The sequence below is a fragment of the Paenibacillus sp. FSL M7-0134 genome (assembly GCF_038007865.1).
Lineage (GTDB): Bacteria > Bacillota > Bacilli > Paenibacillales > Paenibacillaceae > Paenibacillus > Paenibacillus polymyxa_B.
Genome location: NZ_JBBOXV010000001.1, coordinates 2758587 through 2776477, shown reverse-complemented (window position 1 = coordinate 2776477; position 17891 = coordinate 2758587). Strand labels below are relative to the sequence as shown.

The following is a 17891-nucleotide window of genomic DNA, read 5'->3' as shown; positions in this document are numbered from 1 at the left end:
AAAGAACCTCTAGTCTGCATAGACAGCGAACTAGAGGTTCTTTGATATACTCTTACATACTTCTTTAGTTTAAAAATCCTTCCAAAGCTGAGGTTGGTTTACCGTCAGCCTGCCAAGCACCTTTGTTATAACCTTGATTGTAACCTGGAGTTGCAGCCGGCTCCCAATAAAATACCCCTGTACCTTTGCCGCCTCCGATGTTCCGAACCTTTGTTTTGATTGCAGAAATAAATGCCTTGGAAGCTGCAGGTTCGTTATATTCCATCCCGATTTCACTGATGACAATACCTTTACCGTATTTGGCAATGAGGCTATTGGCATTGGTAATCGTCTGATCCACCTTGCCCTGCCAGTCAGAAGGAGACGGATACAGAGACAGCCCGATGAGATCAAACTGAGCTCCATTATCAATCAGCCCGCCGATATTCCAGTTCAACACGGAACCGTTATCCCCGTTGGCTAAATGTACTATCGTTTTAGTACTGCTGCTTACCGATTTTACAGCATTATTACCTGTATTGACGAGCCAGGCATAGTTTTTCATGTTCACCGAAGCTTTGCCGTCTTCCCAGAGCATTCCATTGTTCGTCTCATTACCGATCTGCACCCAGTCCGGTGTTACCCCCTTGCTTTTCATCGTGTTCATAACATAAACCGTATGAGACCAGACTGCATCCATGAGTTGTGTAAATGTAAAATTACGCCACGCATAAGGTTTGTTCTGTTGCCCTGGATCTGCCCAGGAATCACTATAATGTAGAGTCAGCATAACGCTCATACCCAATTTTTTAGCTCGCTGCGCTAGTTCTGCTGCCTTTTCGGCATTCATGTATCCGCTTGCATAATCTTTCATGTCAGGATTTACCCACACACGGATACGTACCGAGTTAATCTGATAGTCATCTCGCAAAATTTGCAGTATATCTCGACGAACACCCTTTTTATCCTTCCAAGTCATACCTTGCGCTTCCATTCCTGCTACCCAGCTTATATCTGCTCCTTTGGCGAAAGCAGGGGCGGCCGAAGCCGCACCCAACCCTACAGAGCCGAACGGATACAATAAGCTGGATAGCAAGATCAACATCGCAAATACCATCGTGCGGTTACCTGTTTTCATAAGTCATCTCCCATCCGAATTGTATACTTCTCATTGCCTCTGACCAATCTACCAGTTCCCTCACTCGGGAAAACGACAGAGATCACACTTTAATATCATGTTCTATTTATTGCGCTCTGTCTTTAAAACCTTAACAGCGTAGGCATCCAATTGAACGCTGCCGTCTTCTATCGCATGATTTTCAAGCATATCCACATAAGTTCGTCCATCCAACGTAATCTTTTGCGGCTCATGCGTGAAATTTAGTATAAAAATATAATCATGAACCCCATCGGTACGAATCGCCGTATTCACTCCATGAGGCAACTTCACATTGAGCGCTTTACTAATTCCTGCATCATCAATTAAACTTCTGTAAAAATGACTGTGGAACAGTCCGGTGTTGCGTGATGCGATGTAATAAGCCTTTCCCTCTCCCAAACGGTTCACCGTCAAAGCCGGGCGTCCTGCATAAAAGTCTGAGCCGTACACAGCCAGTACCTCTGCACCCTCCGTATGAATGAGATCACACAATTCTACAGCTTCATACTCCCCTTGCAGATCCAGCTCATTGCCTTCAAGCGGCAAAATGTGATTACGGTCATGATCATGCAATCCGTCAATCTCTTCCGACCAGATCCCCAGCGTCTTACGAAGCGGGCCCGGAAAGCCTCCAAGGAAGCACAAATCATGTTCATCTACAATACCAGACCAATAAGTTGCTACGAAAACACCACCGTTTTCAACAAACTTCTGTATACGCTCCCCCACACCGCTGCGGACCATATACAACATCGGAGCTACCAAAAGTTTGTATTTGGAGAAATCTGCATCCATATGAATGACATCTACGGGCACTCCCTGCTCCCAAAGTGCCAAATAATGCGCTTCAGCTGTCTCCTCATATTTCACACCCTTGTTCCGCGGTCCCTGTGAATCGTTGATTCCCCAACGGTTCTCCCAGTCAAAAATGACTGCGGCCTCCGCCGGTACAGAAGTACCGATAACCTCCTCCAATTTTTCCAGCGCATTGCCAACCTCTGTCACATCTCCGAATACACGAGTGTGCTCATGTCCAACATGATCGACGACTGCACCATGCAGCTTTTCACTCGAACCGCGGCTTTTCCGCCATTGAAAATATTGAACGGTGTCTGACCCGTGTGCCACAGCCTGTAAAGACGATAGCAGATGCATTCCCGGCCGCTTCAGCTTGCTAACGTCTTGCCAATTCGTCAAACTTGGTGTACTCTCCATGAGCATCCAAGGCTTTCCTCCCTTAATTGAGCGAATAATATCGTGCATCATGGCCACTTTAGCAGCCTGACGGCTATCATCTCCCTCACGGTCATGCCACGTTGGGTAACTATCCCAGGATATAACATCGAGCAGATCAGCAAACTTCCAGTAATTCAATCCTTCAAAAAACTCCATTAAATTGGTTGTGACCGGAATTGCTGGATTTGCAGCCTTGAGCGGCACAATCTCATGTTTGATAAAATCTGCGGTCTGATCGGTCACAAACCGTCTCCAGTCCAAATTCAGGGCATGGACCTGTGTTTCACCGTGAGGTGCCGGGGACTCAACTTGGCTCCAATCCGTAATCGTATGACTCCAAAAGGTCGTCCACCATGCGTGATTAAGCTTGTCCAGCGTACCGTATTTATCCTCGACCCAAGCGCGAAATGCCTCCTGACAATAATCACAGTGGCAATCTCCACCAAATTCATTGGAAATATGCCAGCCAATCACAGCAGGATGGTTAGCATAACGCTCGGCCAGCTTCGTATTCATGATACGTACTTTTTCCCGGTAAACAGGCGATGTAGAACAGTGATTATGGCGAAACCCGTGCAGATTACGGACACGGTTAGCCTCCACACGCAGCACCTCAGGATATTTTTGTGACATCCAGGCTGGTCTTGCTCCACTAGGAGTGGCCAAAAAAGCATAGATTCCGTTCTCAGCAAACGAATCCAGAATACGATCCATCCACTCAAACGTAAATACACCTTCCTCAGGCTCCAATGAAACCCATGAGAAAATGCCGACAGACATCACGTTGCATTTGGCTAGTTTCATTAGACGGATATCCTCCGCTAACACGTCAGGGTAATGCTGCCATTGCTCCGGGTTATAGTCCGCGCCATGCAGCATACGTGGAACTCGCTCACTAATGGGAGGGTACTTGATTATGTTTTGCTTCGTCACTACAAATCATCTCCTTCTATGAATTCTGTTACTCTTTGACGGAACCTAGCGTCATACCTTTAACAAAATACTTTTGTAAAAATGGATATACAATGAGAATAGGCGCTGCACCAATGAAAATTTGCGCAGCATTAACCGTCGTTTGAGAAAGTAATTCCATCTCTTTGGGACTCATGCTCATGGAACTCATGTCCTTCTGAATAATTACAGTTTGCAGGAACGTCGCCAGCGGATAGTCCTTTGCATTGCTCAAATAGAGCAGACCGTCAAACCAGGAGTTCCAATGAAATACCATACTAAACAGCGCAATCGTGGCAATGGAAGGCAGGGATATCGGTAAAAAGATACTAAACAATGTCCTAAAATGTCCTGCTCCGTCGATCAATGCGGCCTCTTCCATCTCTTTAGGAATTCCTCTAAAAAAGTTCAACATAAGGATGACCAAAAATGTGTTGACCGCTCCCGGCAAAACAAGTACCCAGAAGCTGTCCATAAGATGGATCTTTTGAATAACCATATAGAATGGAACCAGACCACCGTTAAAAATCATGCTGAATACGAACAACCATGAATATACGTTTCTGCTACGGAACACAGATGTTTCCTTTGAAAGTGGATAAGCAGCTAAAAAGGTAATAAGCAATGTTAAGCCGGTTCCCAATACAGTCCGACAGACAGAAATCCAGATAGAGTGCAGAAAAATTGGGTTATTCATCGTCTTCTTATAGGCTTCTAATGAAAATTGCACCGGCCACAGCCCAACCAGATTGGCATCTGCTGCTGATTTAGCACTAAATGATACCGCCAACACATGAATCAGCGGAACGATACACATGATGGACAAAATCACAAGCAAGCAAATGTTAAACACATTGAAGATGCGATATGGCGTTGTTTTATGATACATGACTCTCCCTCTTTCAGCCTCGTGGAATCAAAATATGCGGTAACCTGCCCATTTGTAAGCAAGTCGATAAGATATCAGAATGAGAATCATACTGATAACGGATTTGAACAAGCCGATTGCGGTGGCAAAGCCCATTTCCCCATTGATTAACGCTGTCCGGTAGACGAATGTATCAATAATATCGCCTTTTTGGTAAACCAGCGGATTATAAAGGTTGAAAATCTGGTCAAAACCAGCATTCAGTACATTGCCAAGTGCAAGCGTTCCAACAACAACTACCATCGGAATTAACGAAGGTACAGTGATGTGCAGCGTCTGTCTCCAGCGGCTCGCTCCATCCATTTCAGAAGCTTCATACAACGAAGGATTAATACCCGCTAGTGCAGCAAGAAATACGATGGTGTTGTATCCGAACTCCTTCCATATATCCGATACAATGACAGTAAACCGAAACCAGTTATTTTCTCCCAGAAAAAAGATAGGCTGGATCCCGAAACTACCGAGAATACGATTCATAAATCCATCTGTAGCCAACAGGTCAATCAGAATTCCGCCCAAGATGACCCACGAAAGAAAGTGTGGCAGATAAACCAGTGTCTGAATGGATCGCTGAAGGCCGACCTTGCGAATTTCATTCAGCAGTATAGCAAAAACAAACGGAACCACCAGATTGAAAAACATCTTTAACACAGCAATAATTAGTGTATTCCAGACGACTTGAAGACTGTCCTCCCGTTGAAACAAAAAGCGGAAGTTATCCAGTCCAACCCACTCGGAACCAGTTATGCCTAGCCAAGGTTTGTAATTTTGAAAGGCCATCACGATGCCGCCCATCGGAATGTAGCTGAATACAATTAAGAAAATGATGGCTGGCAGCAGCATGATATGAAATGGCCACGTACGTTGCAGACTTCTCATTGCAGTTCCTCCTGTAACTCTCATGGTATACTTCAATTATAAAAGCGTTTTCGCTGTCCCAACAGTTCAAAAAACCAACATACATGGCACAAAAGCAATCATTTTTTAAGTTCGCCAAACGAATGAAAAATTTTTTTTCACACACATCATAATAGCGCATTCATTTCTACTCAATCCTGATAAAGCTGTAGTAAAAAGGCTGTCCACCTTGGGACAGCCCTCCTAACTATTACAACATCATGATTTTACTTTTCGACGCTTTTATACCATTCGTTTACTTCATTTGTAATTTGTTCGCCACCAGCTGTTTTCCACGTCTGTACAAAGGTATCAAAAGCAGAGATCGGCTGCTTGCCATAAATAATTTCATTGAAGGTCTGACTTTCAATCTTATCCAGATAGTCCTTTTTAGCCTTCATGGTTGGCGTAGTAGGGCCCGTGAACTGATCTTTCATGGAGATATCCTTCTGTTCCATAAGCACTTTGGCAGCTGCAGGAGTATCTTTCCCGTAATTCACCATTACATCTTTCTCCAGACGGGTCTTCGGTTCTGCGCCGTTAGCCAAACTTAACAAAGCCTTCATTTGGGCATCAGGTATACGCGCGCCATCACGAACCAGCAAATAACGAAAAGAGTTTACATAACCGCCTGGTATTTTATCGATAGACATTAGCTTTCCGCCCGCATCCAAATCATAATCGTAGCCCTTAAACAGCCCATTCGACAAATCACCGTCCGGTTTAGCATTAGCATAATGGTCAAACAAATAATTTTGATAAGTGAAAAAAGCTTCAGGATGCTGCATTTGTTTGTTGATTAGTACAACACCATTGGTATATTGCGTTCCGTGGCGCATGGCTTTGTTGTCAGGACCCGCTGGAATCTTGATCGGCTTCCACACGGCACCCGGCGCATTTTTGACTGTATCCTGAAGCGGCCAGCCGCTCATCCAATATGGTCCAGGAATCATACCGGCTGTTCCTGCGACTGTAGGTTCTGACGTTTTATTTTCATCCCACAATGCTGCTTCCTGAGGAATATATCCCTTTTTGAGCCACTCGCTCAGCTTTTGCAAACCCGGCTTCATGCCAGGCTGCACGGAGCCATATTCCAAACTGCCATTCGTGCCTTTGTTCCACTGCTGGGGTAGTGTGCCATATGCCCCGAAAATCCAGGACGGGTCACCCATCCAAGTGTTCATGGATGTTTTGAAACCGATGCTGAGCGGAATCACTTTGTTCGGAGCCAGTCCGTCTGGATTTTTATTTTTAAAGGCGTCCATCACTTTTTCCAAGTCATCCATCGTCTCTGGAGCCTTCATACCCAGCTTATCCAACCAATCTTGTCGTACCCACAATACATAATCATGGTTATAGGCAAAATCAAGCACAGGAATGCCCATTTTTTTGCCATCTCGGCTATACTGATTCCATACGTTCGTATCCTGATTCATCGCCTGCTTCCAGGAATCCGAAGCGTACTTGTCAAACAACGGACCAGCCTCTGCAAACATACCGGAATCAATCATGTCCTGTGCCAGTTGCTCATTCTCCGTCCCCAATACAACCACGTCTGGCATCTCCTGACCGGAGGACATAGCCAATCGCAGCTTCGTAGCAAATGCACCATTCGTATCTGTGACGGACCAGAGTGATTTGATATTAATACCGAATTTCTCTTTAGCCCATTTTGTCGCAATGTTATTTTCGATAGATTCACCATTTTTAAATTTTAAGGCGGGATCTACACCCCATACCGTGGAAATTGTGACTTCTGGATTGTATTTTTCTTTGTATACGTTTTCAGTTTTAGCTGTGCTGTCCGCATTCCCACCATTTCCTGCTCCTGAGCAGCCCACAAGGCCAACTCCTAATACCATAGTTGCGGCGAGCAACGACAGCAACTTTTTTTTCGAATGAACTCGCATATTGTTCCCCCTCTAAAAATCATTTTCTACTCTTTTATTATAAGAGGGCTTTTCTTCGCAGCCTATGTCACAAAATAAATATTTCTGCACCTTTCCCAACTGATCTTTGTTGGTTTCGTCCTTACTGGTCCCATCTTTACTGGTCCCGAAATTCATGCGGAGTCATTCCGTAATGCTTTTTGAACATCTTACTGAAATATTGGGGATTCTGATAGCCCAGTTCCGTCGTAATTTCGTATATTTTTTTGTTGGAATATTTAAGCAAATAAAGAGCCCGCTCCATTCTCATTCGGATAATGTAGTCACCCAAACCTTCTCCGGTTTCAGCTTTATAAATTTTAGACAGATAGACTGGATGAAGATAAACCTGATCGGCAATCGTCTTAACAGACAGCTCCTGACCTTTATCCTGGGAGATGAGCTCCTGAACTTGCTTGACCACATAGCTTTTAGCGCTTTGCTCGCTTGCGGACCATTCAGATTTAAGTTTGTTCATCATGGAAAGTATCCACTCTTTGAGGTGGGGAAACGAATGAACCATTTTCTGCGCATGTAACGGATCGAAGCCTACTTGGTCCATCTGTGTAATGAAACGTCCTTGTTTGTGCGCTGTATACATAAAGGCACTCGTCACCGAAATAAACAGCTCATATAAATGTTCGCGTGTATATCCCACCTCTTCCATTTTTCCAAATACACGGTTCACTTTCGCTTCGGCCTCTTCCCATTGCCTGGACTCTAGCAGATGAGTAAGCGTAGGGTGCATATAAAGCCCCTCCAGTGACTTAACTGAGCTGTGTGGCTGTTCTGCCTGTTCTTCTATGAATAGCAGTGTATCCGTCTCCTCGTGATGGTTCCAGTATAAGGATCTAATCGCTGTCTGATATAGCTTAGGCAGCTCCTCTGGAAACTTAAACCATCCGGTTAATGCAACGTAAATTTCCCCTTTCAAGTAATTGCTCACATTTTTTCGAAAGGTCTCAATCGCCGCACTCAAAAAACGATTCTGCTCATCCGCGCTCCGTTCAGGAAATGAATTCCAATTACCTTCTATTAATACAATTAAGCAGTCATGCGGCGCTTTGCAATGCCAAACGTGAAAATCAGGTGCGAACACTTCTTCGGCAATATTTCCAATCGCATACTCAATTAAGGAGACTGAATGATAGTCCATATCAGAAAAATGCTTCCCTAGCTGAATAAGCAGCATACTGGCAGGATGTCCCGTGCGTAGCTTGATTTCGTACTCAGACATTTTGCTCTCTATTTTTGGTACTGGCAAATCACGCCCGAGTAGCAAATCATGCATCAAATGGGTCCGCAGTACACCAAAATCGTTTCTGCGGCTATATTGTAATTGATGAACCTTGTCAAATGCTTCCCATTCTTCCTTTAGCGAATCCATGGCAGCTGACACACATTTGATAAACTCTTCATCATCCACCGGCTTTAAAATGTAATCAAAAGCCTTAAGCTGGAGCGCTTTTTTAGCATATTCAAAATCGGCATAGCCTGTCAGTAACAAACTTCGGATATGTGGCCATCGTTCGTTTACCTCAACAATCAACTCCAGTCCCGTCATGCCAGGCATACGAATATCCGTAACCAGAATATCAATATCGTACGCTTCCAGCACATCCACCGCTGCTAATGCGGAAGCCGCTTGATGAACCCTCTCGATGCCTAGCGTCTCCCACGGAATGGTAGCTGCCAGACTTTCTGTTACATAACTCTCATCATCTACTAGTAATATCTGAACCATCTGGTCCCTCCGTTTTAACTATATTCGAATTTGGCGAAGGCTCAATTAAACCATTCGCATGCTCTCCTTCTGTTGAGATCGACCATTTTAAAACTGCACGCAATCCTCCCAATGGAGACAAAGAGAATTCCAGTCCTGCATCTTCCCCAAAATGTAATCGCATGCGTTGATGCACATTCCACAAACCGTATCCATGATCCTCTTCCACAGGCTTGTCAAGCGTTGACGTCAGGGCAGTTATAGCCTCTCTACTCAAACCGAGTCCGTTATCATCCACAATCAGGTACATATACGAGCCAACACGCTCGGTTAAAATATGAATTATACCATCCTCCGCTTGAGGCTCTATCCCGTGCAGCACCGCATTTTCCACCAGTGGCTGCACTACAAGCGGCGGAATCAGTAGACTGCTGGCTTGTGATGAAACATGAATTAAGAACGTTAGCCTTGGCATACGCATCTGCTGTATGTTCAAATAATATTGAACAAACTCGACTTCCTCTGACAATGGAACCAAATCCCGCTCCTGTCTTGTCGTATACCGATAATACCTGGATAAATTATGGGCCATGGCTACAACCGCCTCATGATTGCGCAGCTTTGCCATACTTGTAATAAACGAAAAACAATTATAAAAAAAATGCGGATTGATTTGTGATTGGAGTTGCTTTAGTCGCGCTTCCTTGACATGCAGCTGCTCAACATACACCTTCTCAAACAGCTCCTGAATCTGTTCGACCATCAGATTAAATTGACTAGACAGGAAAGCAAACTCGTGACTCCCCCTTAGACTTAATCGAACAGCATAGTCCCCATCCTTTAGTCTCCGAAATGCCCGCACAAGCTGAAGAATCGGCACTTGTACCTGTGAATGAAGCAAGTAAGCGCCAATCAAGCCTACCAGCAGCGAGCCAACAACAGTTATATAAAACAGTCGATTCGATGAGTAAATCGGAGACATCATATCGGACAAAGGCATGTAATCAATCAAATACCAACCAGTCGTTTGCGAAAGAACGGCATGAACCAGGTAGCTTTCTTCTCCAATTTTCACAGTCAGATTATCAACTTCATGGAGTCCCATTTTTTCCAATTTAGAAATCAGCTTTCCAGACAGCTCTTCATTTGCAGTACGATTAAAGATCACTCCTACGCCTTTTTTATAATAAAAAGGCTCCTTTCGACCATCACCTTTGAAGCGGTCAAGCATGTCCTGAATATTACTGCTGTCAAATTCAACCTTAATAATCGTGTTAGCGGTTTCTGGATTACCAAGTGAAGAAAACGGGGATAATGTATACAATGAAAATATAAATTGGTCCTTCCCGTATGATCTTTTTTTGGATACCTGCCAGCCGTCTTTTATCAGCTGATTTAGTTTTTTCTGGTCATATAAACCTGCTCCATTCTCCGATACAACCCGTCCAAGCGAAGGAGAATAGATACTCAGCCCGGTTCTCCAATTAGAAGAGCTTTCCTGAAGCCCAAGCTTGGTTTGGATCCGTTTGACAAGGTTAATTCCATCCAGATTGAGAACCTTGTCCTTCAAAAAAATCGCTTGAAAACTGGCTACATCGGGATCATGAATCAGCAGATGCGGCCAGGAGGAAATCATTTCAATATTCGTATTCACCTGGTTTTGAAAAAAAGTCAGCTGATTATAATTAGATTGATTCAGCTCCTCACGTAATACACCTGTCGTTGTCTGATTAGAATAGACATACAGGATCAGCATAGGTATAAGCAATACGATAACGATGGAGACGATTTTAGTATAAAAATTAAATTTAAACATGAGTTCTACACATCCTCTGCACAAAAAACAAGCATACTTAAATGGTATGCCAGAGCCCTGACCTTCGTTGCCGTCAGTACATACTATACATTATCAATGGTTGGCGGTGATAATATGTTTGATGCTAAGCAAATGGAATGGTTTAACCAACTATCCGCTGAAGACTTGGCCATTTTAGGTGCCGGCTTCAATACACTAGGTGATTTTTTTGATTTTCTGGCGTTGATTAAGGCCAGACAGGAAACAGCGCAAGGTAATAAAAAGTAATAGCACTATTTCACAACAAATTTCACACGAGTTCCATCCTCATACTCATCCAATTGGTGACTGACCCATGATCCTGCCCCACGATTATCCTTAGGGGCTATGTATTTGATATTTGCACCTTTGCCACCTTCTGAGCACATAGCCATCGGCCATTCGTCACGATCGTATCCTTTACGAGTGGGAACACCTGCAAGCGAATGCTTGCGATTTTGCTCGGCTCCTTCACGGTCAATTGTGCATACCGGTGATTTTCCCGCCTGAATGGCTTCCTTAATATGCTGCGCCGTTTCAGGGTAACGACCTGACGGGAATTGCAGCGTAACCTGAGCCGATGAAGGCGGGTTCTCTCCTGTCATTTTTGTAAGAAGATTGCCTCCTTCAAACCAGTACGCGCCCAAAGCTAGCAGCACTAAAGCTATAAAACTTAGCAATTTTTTCTTCAATTTCCCTCTTCCCTTCAAGCTATTCCAGTAGATGCCTTCAACTAAGGTAATCCCTGGATTTTATTTTTTGTAACCCCTTACTGACTATAAAAAAAGGTTGAATATTCGACGACAAATAGTATAGAGAGGAGGTTGTACGAATGAACGATGAGATCAAACTGGCCGTGAGCCAAATGCAAGCCGTTGTAATCCGATTACTGAATGGAAGTACCGTAATTGGCTGGCCTAAGCTCCTATCTGACCAAGAAACTCAGCAATTCAAGCTCTATGATGACGAACACGTATATACGATTTCCGTTAATGACGTGGATACAGTCGCAAGAGTTATTGTATAAGATACAGGAAGCGACTTAATGAGACATCCAGCGGACAAGCCCAAACAAGGCACACCACAGGAGAAGACTGATCAGAATCCCCCAAAATAAACCTTTAAAAAGCTTCATACCATACTGACAACCTTTCCTACTGGGCTTTCCCCCCATTATAACATGTCAGAAAGACAGCTGTCGCAGCTTACTCTTATATCATCTTCGTGTCATATATATTAAATTTTAAAATCACGACACAAAGGAAAGAATGAAATAATTCCGAAAATTAGGCCTGATCACCAGTGAAAATGCAATCATGACATAATAAAAGTCACATTTTAATCAAAATTTAATGAAAGTTTTCCGAAAATAATGTATAATTATTGACATAACAAAACGCACGAGGTGATCATCATGGCATTATTAAACAGAGTTCATGAATTAAAATTGCAACTGCCTAACGAGCATCATAGCATTTCCCAATACGTGGAGCATGCATTGCATTCGATTGACAGTTTTGTGGAGCAACATCGTCAATTTATAGCCGCTCAGGCTCTATATGGTGAAAAAATCAATGGTACGGAAGAAAGACTGTTCCGAGACACAATTTCTGAGATTAAAGCCCAACTGGTAGCTACTTTGGAAAAGACAGTTGAAGACTTCGCACACAAAGGCGATAAGCACTGGAAAAATCATTATCAGGACGGCGTAGAATAAGCTGAAAATAACCCCCGGTCTTTGGACCGGGGGTTATTTTGTATAAGTGGATGTGGCAATATGCGTAGACTATTTTAACACTCTGGCCGATGTCGCTACAGTCTTACCACCATAGACTACTTTGATACTGGAACTTCCGGTATCAATCGCCTTCACCTGACCGCCAGTAACTTGTACGATCGACGGTTTGGAAGATGTCCATACCGCTGAGCTTGTCACATTGGTAGTAGCGCCTGAATCATAAACTGCATTCACACTAAGCACTTGAGAGGAGCCTTTAGGCAGCTTCAGGTTTTTATTGCTCAATACCAGTTTGAGCAGCTTAGGTGTGACCTTGATCTCAACGTTAAACGACTTATCCTGATATGTGCCCGTAATTGTTGCTGTTCCAATTCCAACGGCTTTAATGGAAGAGCCTTTTACGATCGCTACGGAAGCATTCGATGATGTCCATTTCACTTTACTGCTCAGCGTAGCTTTTTTACCATCCGTATATATGCCGATGACTTTGATGGACTTACTTCCTTTCAAATTCATATCAGCACTCGAAAAGCTTGGTGTCAATGTAGAAATGGCTCCTTCCACAATGACAGGTACTTTCACATATTTGTTCATATACATAGCCTTGATTCCAGAGTTACCGCCATTTACCGCTTTTACTTTACCATTTGCTACTGTAATTGCGGCTGTTGTACCTACCCAGCTTACCTGATTGGTAACATCCAGGATTCCGCCACCAGCCATGTGTGCTTTTACTGTCGGAATACTTGCTTCTTGGCCTGCAACCAATACATATTTTTTCTCAGAAGCGGTCAGCTTGAGCACTTTGTATTGCACAGTCACTGGAATATCCAGTTTGAGTGCACCTACCGTTGCTGTCAATGTTGCACTGCCTGGGTTCACTGCAATCAGCTTACCATTTGCTATTTTAACTGCACTTTCACTGCCTAAGCTCCATTTTACATCGGATTGAACTGCTTTTTTAGCCCCATTGACCAAATAAGCAGATATACTCGGAAGAGAAGTTTTGCCTCCTGTTTCGAGAGTCAGACTGGCTTTGCTTGAAACCAGTTTTTCAACCGTCGGAAGTACATTAATCTTCAGAGTCTTGCTCAAACCGTGATAGGACGCTGTAATCGTCGAATTGCCTGCATCCATCGGTGTGATTTTACCTTGCTCGACTGTGGCAACCAACGGATTGGAGGAAGTCCATTCTGCCGTGTTGGTCACATCTGTCTTGCCGCCAGTCAGGTTGACATCGGTTGCACTAACCTGAATTGGGGAGCTACCCAGAAAGACCGATTTGGACCCAGTTGCATTCAATACTAATGCCTGAGAAGAAGAACGCACATACACAATCGTTTGTGCTTTGAGTTCATCTTTGCTTGCTTTAATGTAAGTCACGCCTTTGGCAAGTGGACGAACCAGACCATCTTCAACGGTAGCAACAGCCGCATTCGAAGAAGTCCATTCGACACCGGATACATTTTCCGTCCCACCTCCAGTAAGTACACCTTGAGCAGTCAATTGCTTTGATTCTCCACCAATCGTCAAATTAATGGGACTAGACGGATTTAATTGCAGCTTGCTGTAAGGCGATTTTACTGTAATCGTTGTACTTACCGTTTGCTGCTCATATGTGGCAACAATCTTAATCTGCCCTTTTGACACAGGAGTAATGAGTCCCTTATCTACCTTTAAAATGCTTGAATCCCCAGAGATCCATTCTGCTTTTTGTGTAACATCTTCTTTGCCCTTTTCTGTCAATGACCACACTTTTAATTGAGCGGGGCTTCCACCCAGATTCAATGTAGTCGGATTTTGACTGTCCCACTGTACCGTGGAAGTCGTGCTCTCCTCAGCCCGGATCAAACCCGCTGGCCATGCTGCAAATACAAACATCAGCAAAGCAAGTAAGAAGGTACTCCGTTTGCTCATACGTTTCATACGCTCCATTCGTTTCTCTCCCTTAGTTTCATCTCTATAAAATAGGATATAATTAACAATCCCATTACTTTTATCGGTTAGCAGCTAACTAAATTGAACCCTTCATCAAAAAAAGGTGAATAATTACAGTTAAAGTTCTCCACGTAGTGACCTTACTACAAACAAATGCTCTTCTTTAGATAAGGTTTGTCCATCTTCAAGAATTACATCGTGTGCCGAGTGGCTAACCAGCTTTACATTATAAGCAATCAGCTGATCCTCTCTCCAAATCGTCACCGCCGACTGAAAATGAATGGCATTATCAAACTGTAACGGAACGCTCATTACATAACCGATAGCGTTCAGCTTCGCCGGATGGCGGCTTCTACGTTCACGCCCCGGAGGAAGCATGGTAATATGCGTAATATTTTCAAAAGGAATAGCCAGCATTTTCGGGCCTAAAATAACACACTTTCGTATATCATCCCATTTTTCAAGCGTGCCGCGCACCTTCTGGGTATGACCGTTGTTGCCGTGATATAAAATGACCTGACGTCCCTTCCACTGACGCATGTCCTCACCTCCAGTGCTAGCGGTTAGGAATCTCCCACCGAATAGGCTCCATTCCATGCTCCTGCAAAAATGCATTGGTACGCGAAAAAGGCTTGCTGCCAAAAAAGCCTCTGTGAGCCGCCAATGGACTTGGATGAACGGATTTCAGCACCAAATGCTTGCTGGTATTCACGAAGCTTGCTTTTTTCTGAGCATGGCTCCCCCACAAAATAAACACTGCTGGCTGCTCGCGTTCATTAATCGCTTCAATGACAGCATCCGTGAAACGTTCCCAACCTATTCCCTGGTGAGATTGCGGTTGTCCTTCACGCACGGTTAACACGTTGTTTAGCAGCAGCACACCTTGCTCAGCCCAAGGCACGAGGTATCCCTGATTCGGAATGGGAGTGCCGATATCATCGCGAAGCTCCTTGTATATATTTAGTAGAGATGGCGGTGTTCGCACACCAGGTCTAACAGAAAAGCTCAAGCCGTGGGCTTGTCCCTCTCCATGATAGGGGTCCTGTCCCAATATAACCGCTTTGGTCAGATGATATGGTGTTAATTTGAGTGCGGAAAACAAGTCTTCCTTTGGAGGGTAGACTTTATGTATCTTGTATTCGCGTGCTAATGTATACCTCAATTCATTGAAATAAGGCTTTTCTACCTCTTCTCGTAAAACTTCATCCCAATCATTACCAAACATAACTCCCGTCTCCTCTCACTATATAGGTCCCGAAATATTTAAACGTTTTATTCACAAAAAAATAAGCTGGTCTCCCTCATCCGGAGCCAGCTTATTTATTCGTTACCTGTGTTACATGCCGAAGGACCAGGATAGAAACCATACGATAATCAGCTACCGTTGGATCTAAATTCGATTTCCTTATTATAGCATTAACGATAAGGGTGTCAAGTAACTGTAAGCCCAAATCCGCACGTTACCTCGTAAAAATCAAGGGGTTGCTCAGAACAGTCGGTTAAGCCTTATGAGTGTTCAGATACTCCAGCGCATTATATAACATAACAGCAGCTTCGGCACGTGTAATCTCGCTTTTTGGATGAAACTTTTCATTTGCATCCAAGGTATTGACCTTGTAGACTAGCGAGCGTTGAATGCTACCTTGGTAAGAAGGCTCCAGTTCGCTGTCATCCGCAATATTCGCAGGTGCGATTTTAATCATCGGAAGAGCGCCTGCTTTTTCCATGCCCTGAATCAGCATGTGGGTGAACTCTTCCTTAGTCAGGGTTTTTGAAGGAACGTTATCTTTTGGAATCTCTACGCCATTATAATGCGCGTTGATAAAGGCTTCGGCATACCATGCAGTATCCTTAACATGGGTAAACAGTCCGCTGGCCTGTGGCGCCTTATTAAAATCAATAGCGGCCAAACTGAGCTGGAGTCCGCCGGAGATCAACTGAATGCCCTGGGCAGCGGTCACTTTAGATGACGGGAGAAACTGCGTGTCAGAGGCACCTTTGAGCAGACCCTGATCTTTAAGGGATATAATTTTTTCTTTGCCGCTTACGTTGTCCAAATCCTTGAATTGACGGTCTGCCGCAGACATTTGACCTCCAACGGAGAAGGACAAAATGGCTACAGTTGTAATGGCTGCAAATGCACTTTTTCTCATGTTCATGTCAAGTTCCACCTTGTAGTTGAATTAGGCCGCCTGGCCATTAACAACCTCTTTGACGTAGTTCAGGATGGAAAGGTTGCAAGCGATATCTAACAGAGATTTGGATGAAGATTGCCCGAACGCTCAATTCTTATCTTTAACGCCAATCACGATGACATCCCCCTCAAAATTATGCATATCAATAACCGTTACATTGCCCTGAAACGCTACCGAAGCTGCTGCAAATCGGCGGTATTCCAGGTCGATAATCGTAAAGTCATATTCTCTGAGATCGGCGTCTAGCTTCAGGACCGTGTTCACCGGCACATAAATAGCAATTTTTTCGAAGCCTCTGGTTGAGGCAACTCGAATCTCTTCCGTGTTTTTAAGTACTATGTTCCAAGGCTGCAAATCTACCAGTCCGTACATCTGGAACAGCCACTTCGCGAATCCATAATCCCACGCTCCCTCAAATTTAAGGGCAACCTGCCATTCATAGGGGCTATCAAAACCTTCCCCAGTAACTCCAAATCGTTTCCCTTTTTTGTGCCAGCTCCATATTCCATGTGCTCCGTAGGTTACGCCGGCTTCCGCACCGGACAAAAGACTTTGCCATGCAGCTTTACGCACGTCGGCACGGCCGAAACGACCGTATTCTCTCCGGCTGTATCCCATCATCTCGTAGCAAGGTTCCGAGTTTAGCACAGGCCGTGTTACCCGCTTGTTGTAGAAGTCCAACGCCAAGGTGTAGGCCTTGGACTGAAACTGCGAATTGTGACCTGATTGGTACATGTAAAAGTCCAAATTAGGATCGTTAATGAACTCATCCGGCAGATCCGCCAGTCTCCCCTGAATGTGGAGAGTAGTCAAACACTCCGGACTATGTGTCTTCACAACGTGAAGTGTGGTGCGGTAATACTCGTTCGCTCGCTCTGACGGGAAGTCGGTATCCCCGCTCACAATATAGATAGGGTGATACTTTGAGAATCGGTCTGCCGCGTAACGCACATACGGTTCTACCGCCTCCAGAGGCATCTTTTTCTCATCACGAAGCTTGGCCGCCCATGTATCCGGGATATAATTGCACCAAAGCAAAACAAGCGCGGGTACAAATCCCTTGCTCACCGCCATCTCGACCATTGTCTCCGCCCTGTCAAAATAGTCTGGATTCAGCGAATAAAAATCGTAGCTCCCGTCCTCAATCCGTTCGAACGGTTCGTAATCCAAATCACTGCCGCTGGCATCCCACTGCCGCAGCAAATTGATTTGCAGAACATTAAACCCCTGGCTACTTCTGTAGTCAAGATAATCAGCCCATTCCTCCAGTGAGATGTTGGTAAATGCGCTCCAGACGGTATCGGCCAGATAAAAAAATGGAACTCCTTCATTGACAAAGTAACGTTTGTTCTCCGCTATGCCAAGCTTTATCATACGGCATCCCC

At 44.3% G+C, this 17891-nt stretch carries 16 protein-coding genes; 3 read left to right on the top strand and 13 right to left on the bottom strand.

The genetic code is table 11. The features are described 5' to 3' along the window. Window positions 1–64 precede the first annotated feature (64 nt). The 7 genes from NSQ58_RS12355 to NSQ58_RS12325 all read right to left on the bottom strand — a co-directional run bounded on the left by NSQ58_RS12355 (window position 65) and on the right by NSQ58_RS12325 (window position 10617). Window positions 65–1117, bottom strand: coding sequence for a glycoside hydrolase family 53 protein (locus NSQ58_RS12355; protein ID WP_341057529.1), 1053 nt, complete (start codon window positions 1115–1117; stop codon window positions 65–67). 102 nt (window positions 1118–1219) lie between these two features. After that, on the bottom strand, window positions 1220–3307 hold the full coding sequence (locus NSQ58_RS12350; RefSeq protein ID WP_341057528.1) for a beta-galactosidase: 2088 nt from the start codon (window positions 3305–3307) through the stop codon (window positions 1220–1222). A 28-nt stretch (window positions 3308–3335) separates the two neighbouring features. After that, a complete protein-coding gene (locus NSQ58_RS12345) occupies window positions 3336–4214 on the bottom strand; it encodes a carbohydrate ABC transporter permease (RefSeq protein ID WP_023989359.1) in 879 nt (292 codons plus the stop codon). A 27-nt stretch (window positions 4215–4241) separates the two neighbouring features. Continuing rightward, the gene (locus tag NSQ58_RS12340) at window positions 4242–5132 is read right to left on the bottom strand and encodes an ABC transporter permease (protein ID WP_025718416.1); all 891 of its coding nucleotides are present in this window, start codon (window positions 5130–5132) and stop codon (window positions 4242–4244) included. Between the two features lie 245 nt (window positions 5133–5377). Continuing rightward, complete coding sequence (locus tag NSQ58_RS12335) at window positions 5378–7060, bottom strand: extracellular solute-binding protein (protein WP_028540528.1); 1683 nt, start codon at window positions 7058–7060, stop codon at window positions 5378–5380. A gap of 136 nt (window positions 7061–7196) precedes the next feature. Further along, window positions 7197–8822 carry a response regulator transcription factor gene (locus NSQ58_RS12330; protein ID WP_071558506.1) on the bottom strand — a complete coding sequence of 542 codons (1626 nt, stop codon included), beginning with the start codon at window positions 8820–8822 and terminating at the stop codon, window positions 7197–7199. Continuing rightward, window positions 8797–10617: a sensor histidine kinase gene (locus tag NSQ58_RS12325; protein ID WP_068941464.1), complete on the bottom strand. Its 1821-nt coding sequence runs from the start codon at window positions 10615–10617 to the stop codon at window positions 8797–8799. The genes NSQ58_RS12330 and NSQ58_RS12325 overlap by 26 nt, the downstream gene beginning before the upstream one ends. A 114-nt stretch (window positions 10618–10731) precedes the next feature. Here NSQ58_RS12325 and NSQ58_RS12320 point away from each other — a divergent pair, with 114 nt between their 5' ends. After that, window positions 10732–10884, top strand: coding sequence for a hypothetical protein (locus NSQ58_RS12320; protein ID WP_023989363.1), 153 nt, complete (start codon window positions 10732–10734; stop codon window positions 10882–10884). 5 nt (window positions 10885–10889) lie between these two features. On the opposite strand, the gene NSQ58_RS12315 is transcribed toward NSQ58_RS12320, so the two are convergent. After that, entirely contained in the window at window positions 10890–11327 is a 438-nt protein-coding gene (locus NSQ58_RS12315; RefSeq protein WP_023989364.1) for a NucA/NucB deoxyribonuclease domain-containing protein, read from the bottom strand. Between the two features lie 140 nt (window positions 11328–11467). On the opposite strand from NSQ58_RS12315, the gene NSQ58_RS12310 reads away from it, so the two are divergent. Beyond that, entirely contained in the window at window positions 11468–11662 is a 195-nt protein-coding gene (locus NSQ58_RS12310; protein ID WP_013310963.1) for a hypothetical protein, read from the top strand. A gap of 387 nt (window positions 11663–12049) precedes the next feature. Then, a complete protein-coding gene (locus NSQ58_RS12305; protein ID WP_013310964.1) occupies window positions 12050–12352 on the top strand; it encodes a hypothetical protein in 303 nt (100 codons plus the stop codon). Window positions 12353–12421: 69 nt separating this feature from the next. Here the strand turns inward: NSQ58_RS12305 and NSQ58_RS12300 are convergent, their stop codons facing one another. The 5 genes from NSQ58_RS12300 to NSQ58_RS12280 all read right to left on the bottom strand — a co-directional run bounded on the left by NSQ58_RS12300 (window position 12422) and on the right by NSQ58_RS12280 (window position 17880). Beyond that, window positions 12422–14308: an Ig-like domain-containing protein gene (locus NSQ58_RS12300; protein WP_341057527.1), complete on the bottom strand. Its 1887-nt coding sequence runs from the start codon at window positions 14306–14308 to the stop codon at window positions 12422–12424. A gap of 120 nt (window positions 14309–14428) precedes the next feature. Continuing rightward, the gene (locus NSQ58_RS12295) at window positions 14429–14851 is read right to left on the bottom strand and encodes a hypothetical protein (RefSeq protein ID WP_023989366.1); all 423 of its coding nucleotides are present in this window, start codon (window positions 14849–14851) and stop codon (window positions 14429–14431) included. Window positions 14852–14867: 16 nt separating this feature from the next. Then, window positions 14868–15536, bottom strand: coding sequence for a uracil-DNA glycosylase (locus tag NSQ58_RS12290; protein ID WP_341057525.1), 669 nt, complete (start codon window positions 15534–15536; stop codon window positions 14868–14870). A 274-nt stretch (window positions 15537–15810) separates the two neighbouring features. Next, complete coding sequence (locus tag NSQ58_RS12285) at window positions 15811–16470, bottom strand: S-layer homology domain-containing protein (protein ID WP_341057523.1); 660 nt, start codon at window positions 16468–16470, stop codon at window positions 15811–15813. Window positions 16471–16593: 123 nt separating this feature from the next. Then, window positions 16594–17880 carry an apiosidase-like domain-containing protein gene (locus tag NSQ58_RS12280; protein ID WP_254347484.1) on the bottom strand — a complete coding sequence of 429 codons (1287 nt, stop codon included), beginning with the start codon at window positions 17878–17880 and terminating at the stop codon, window positions 16594–16596. Window positions 17881–17891 lie beyond the last annotated feature (11 nt).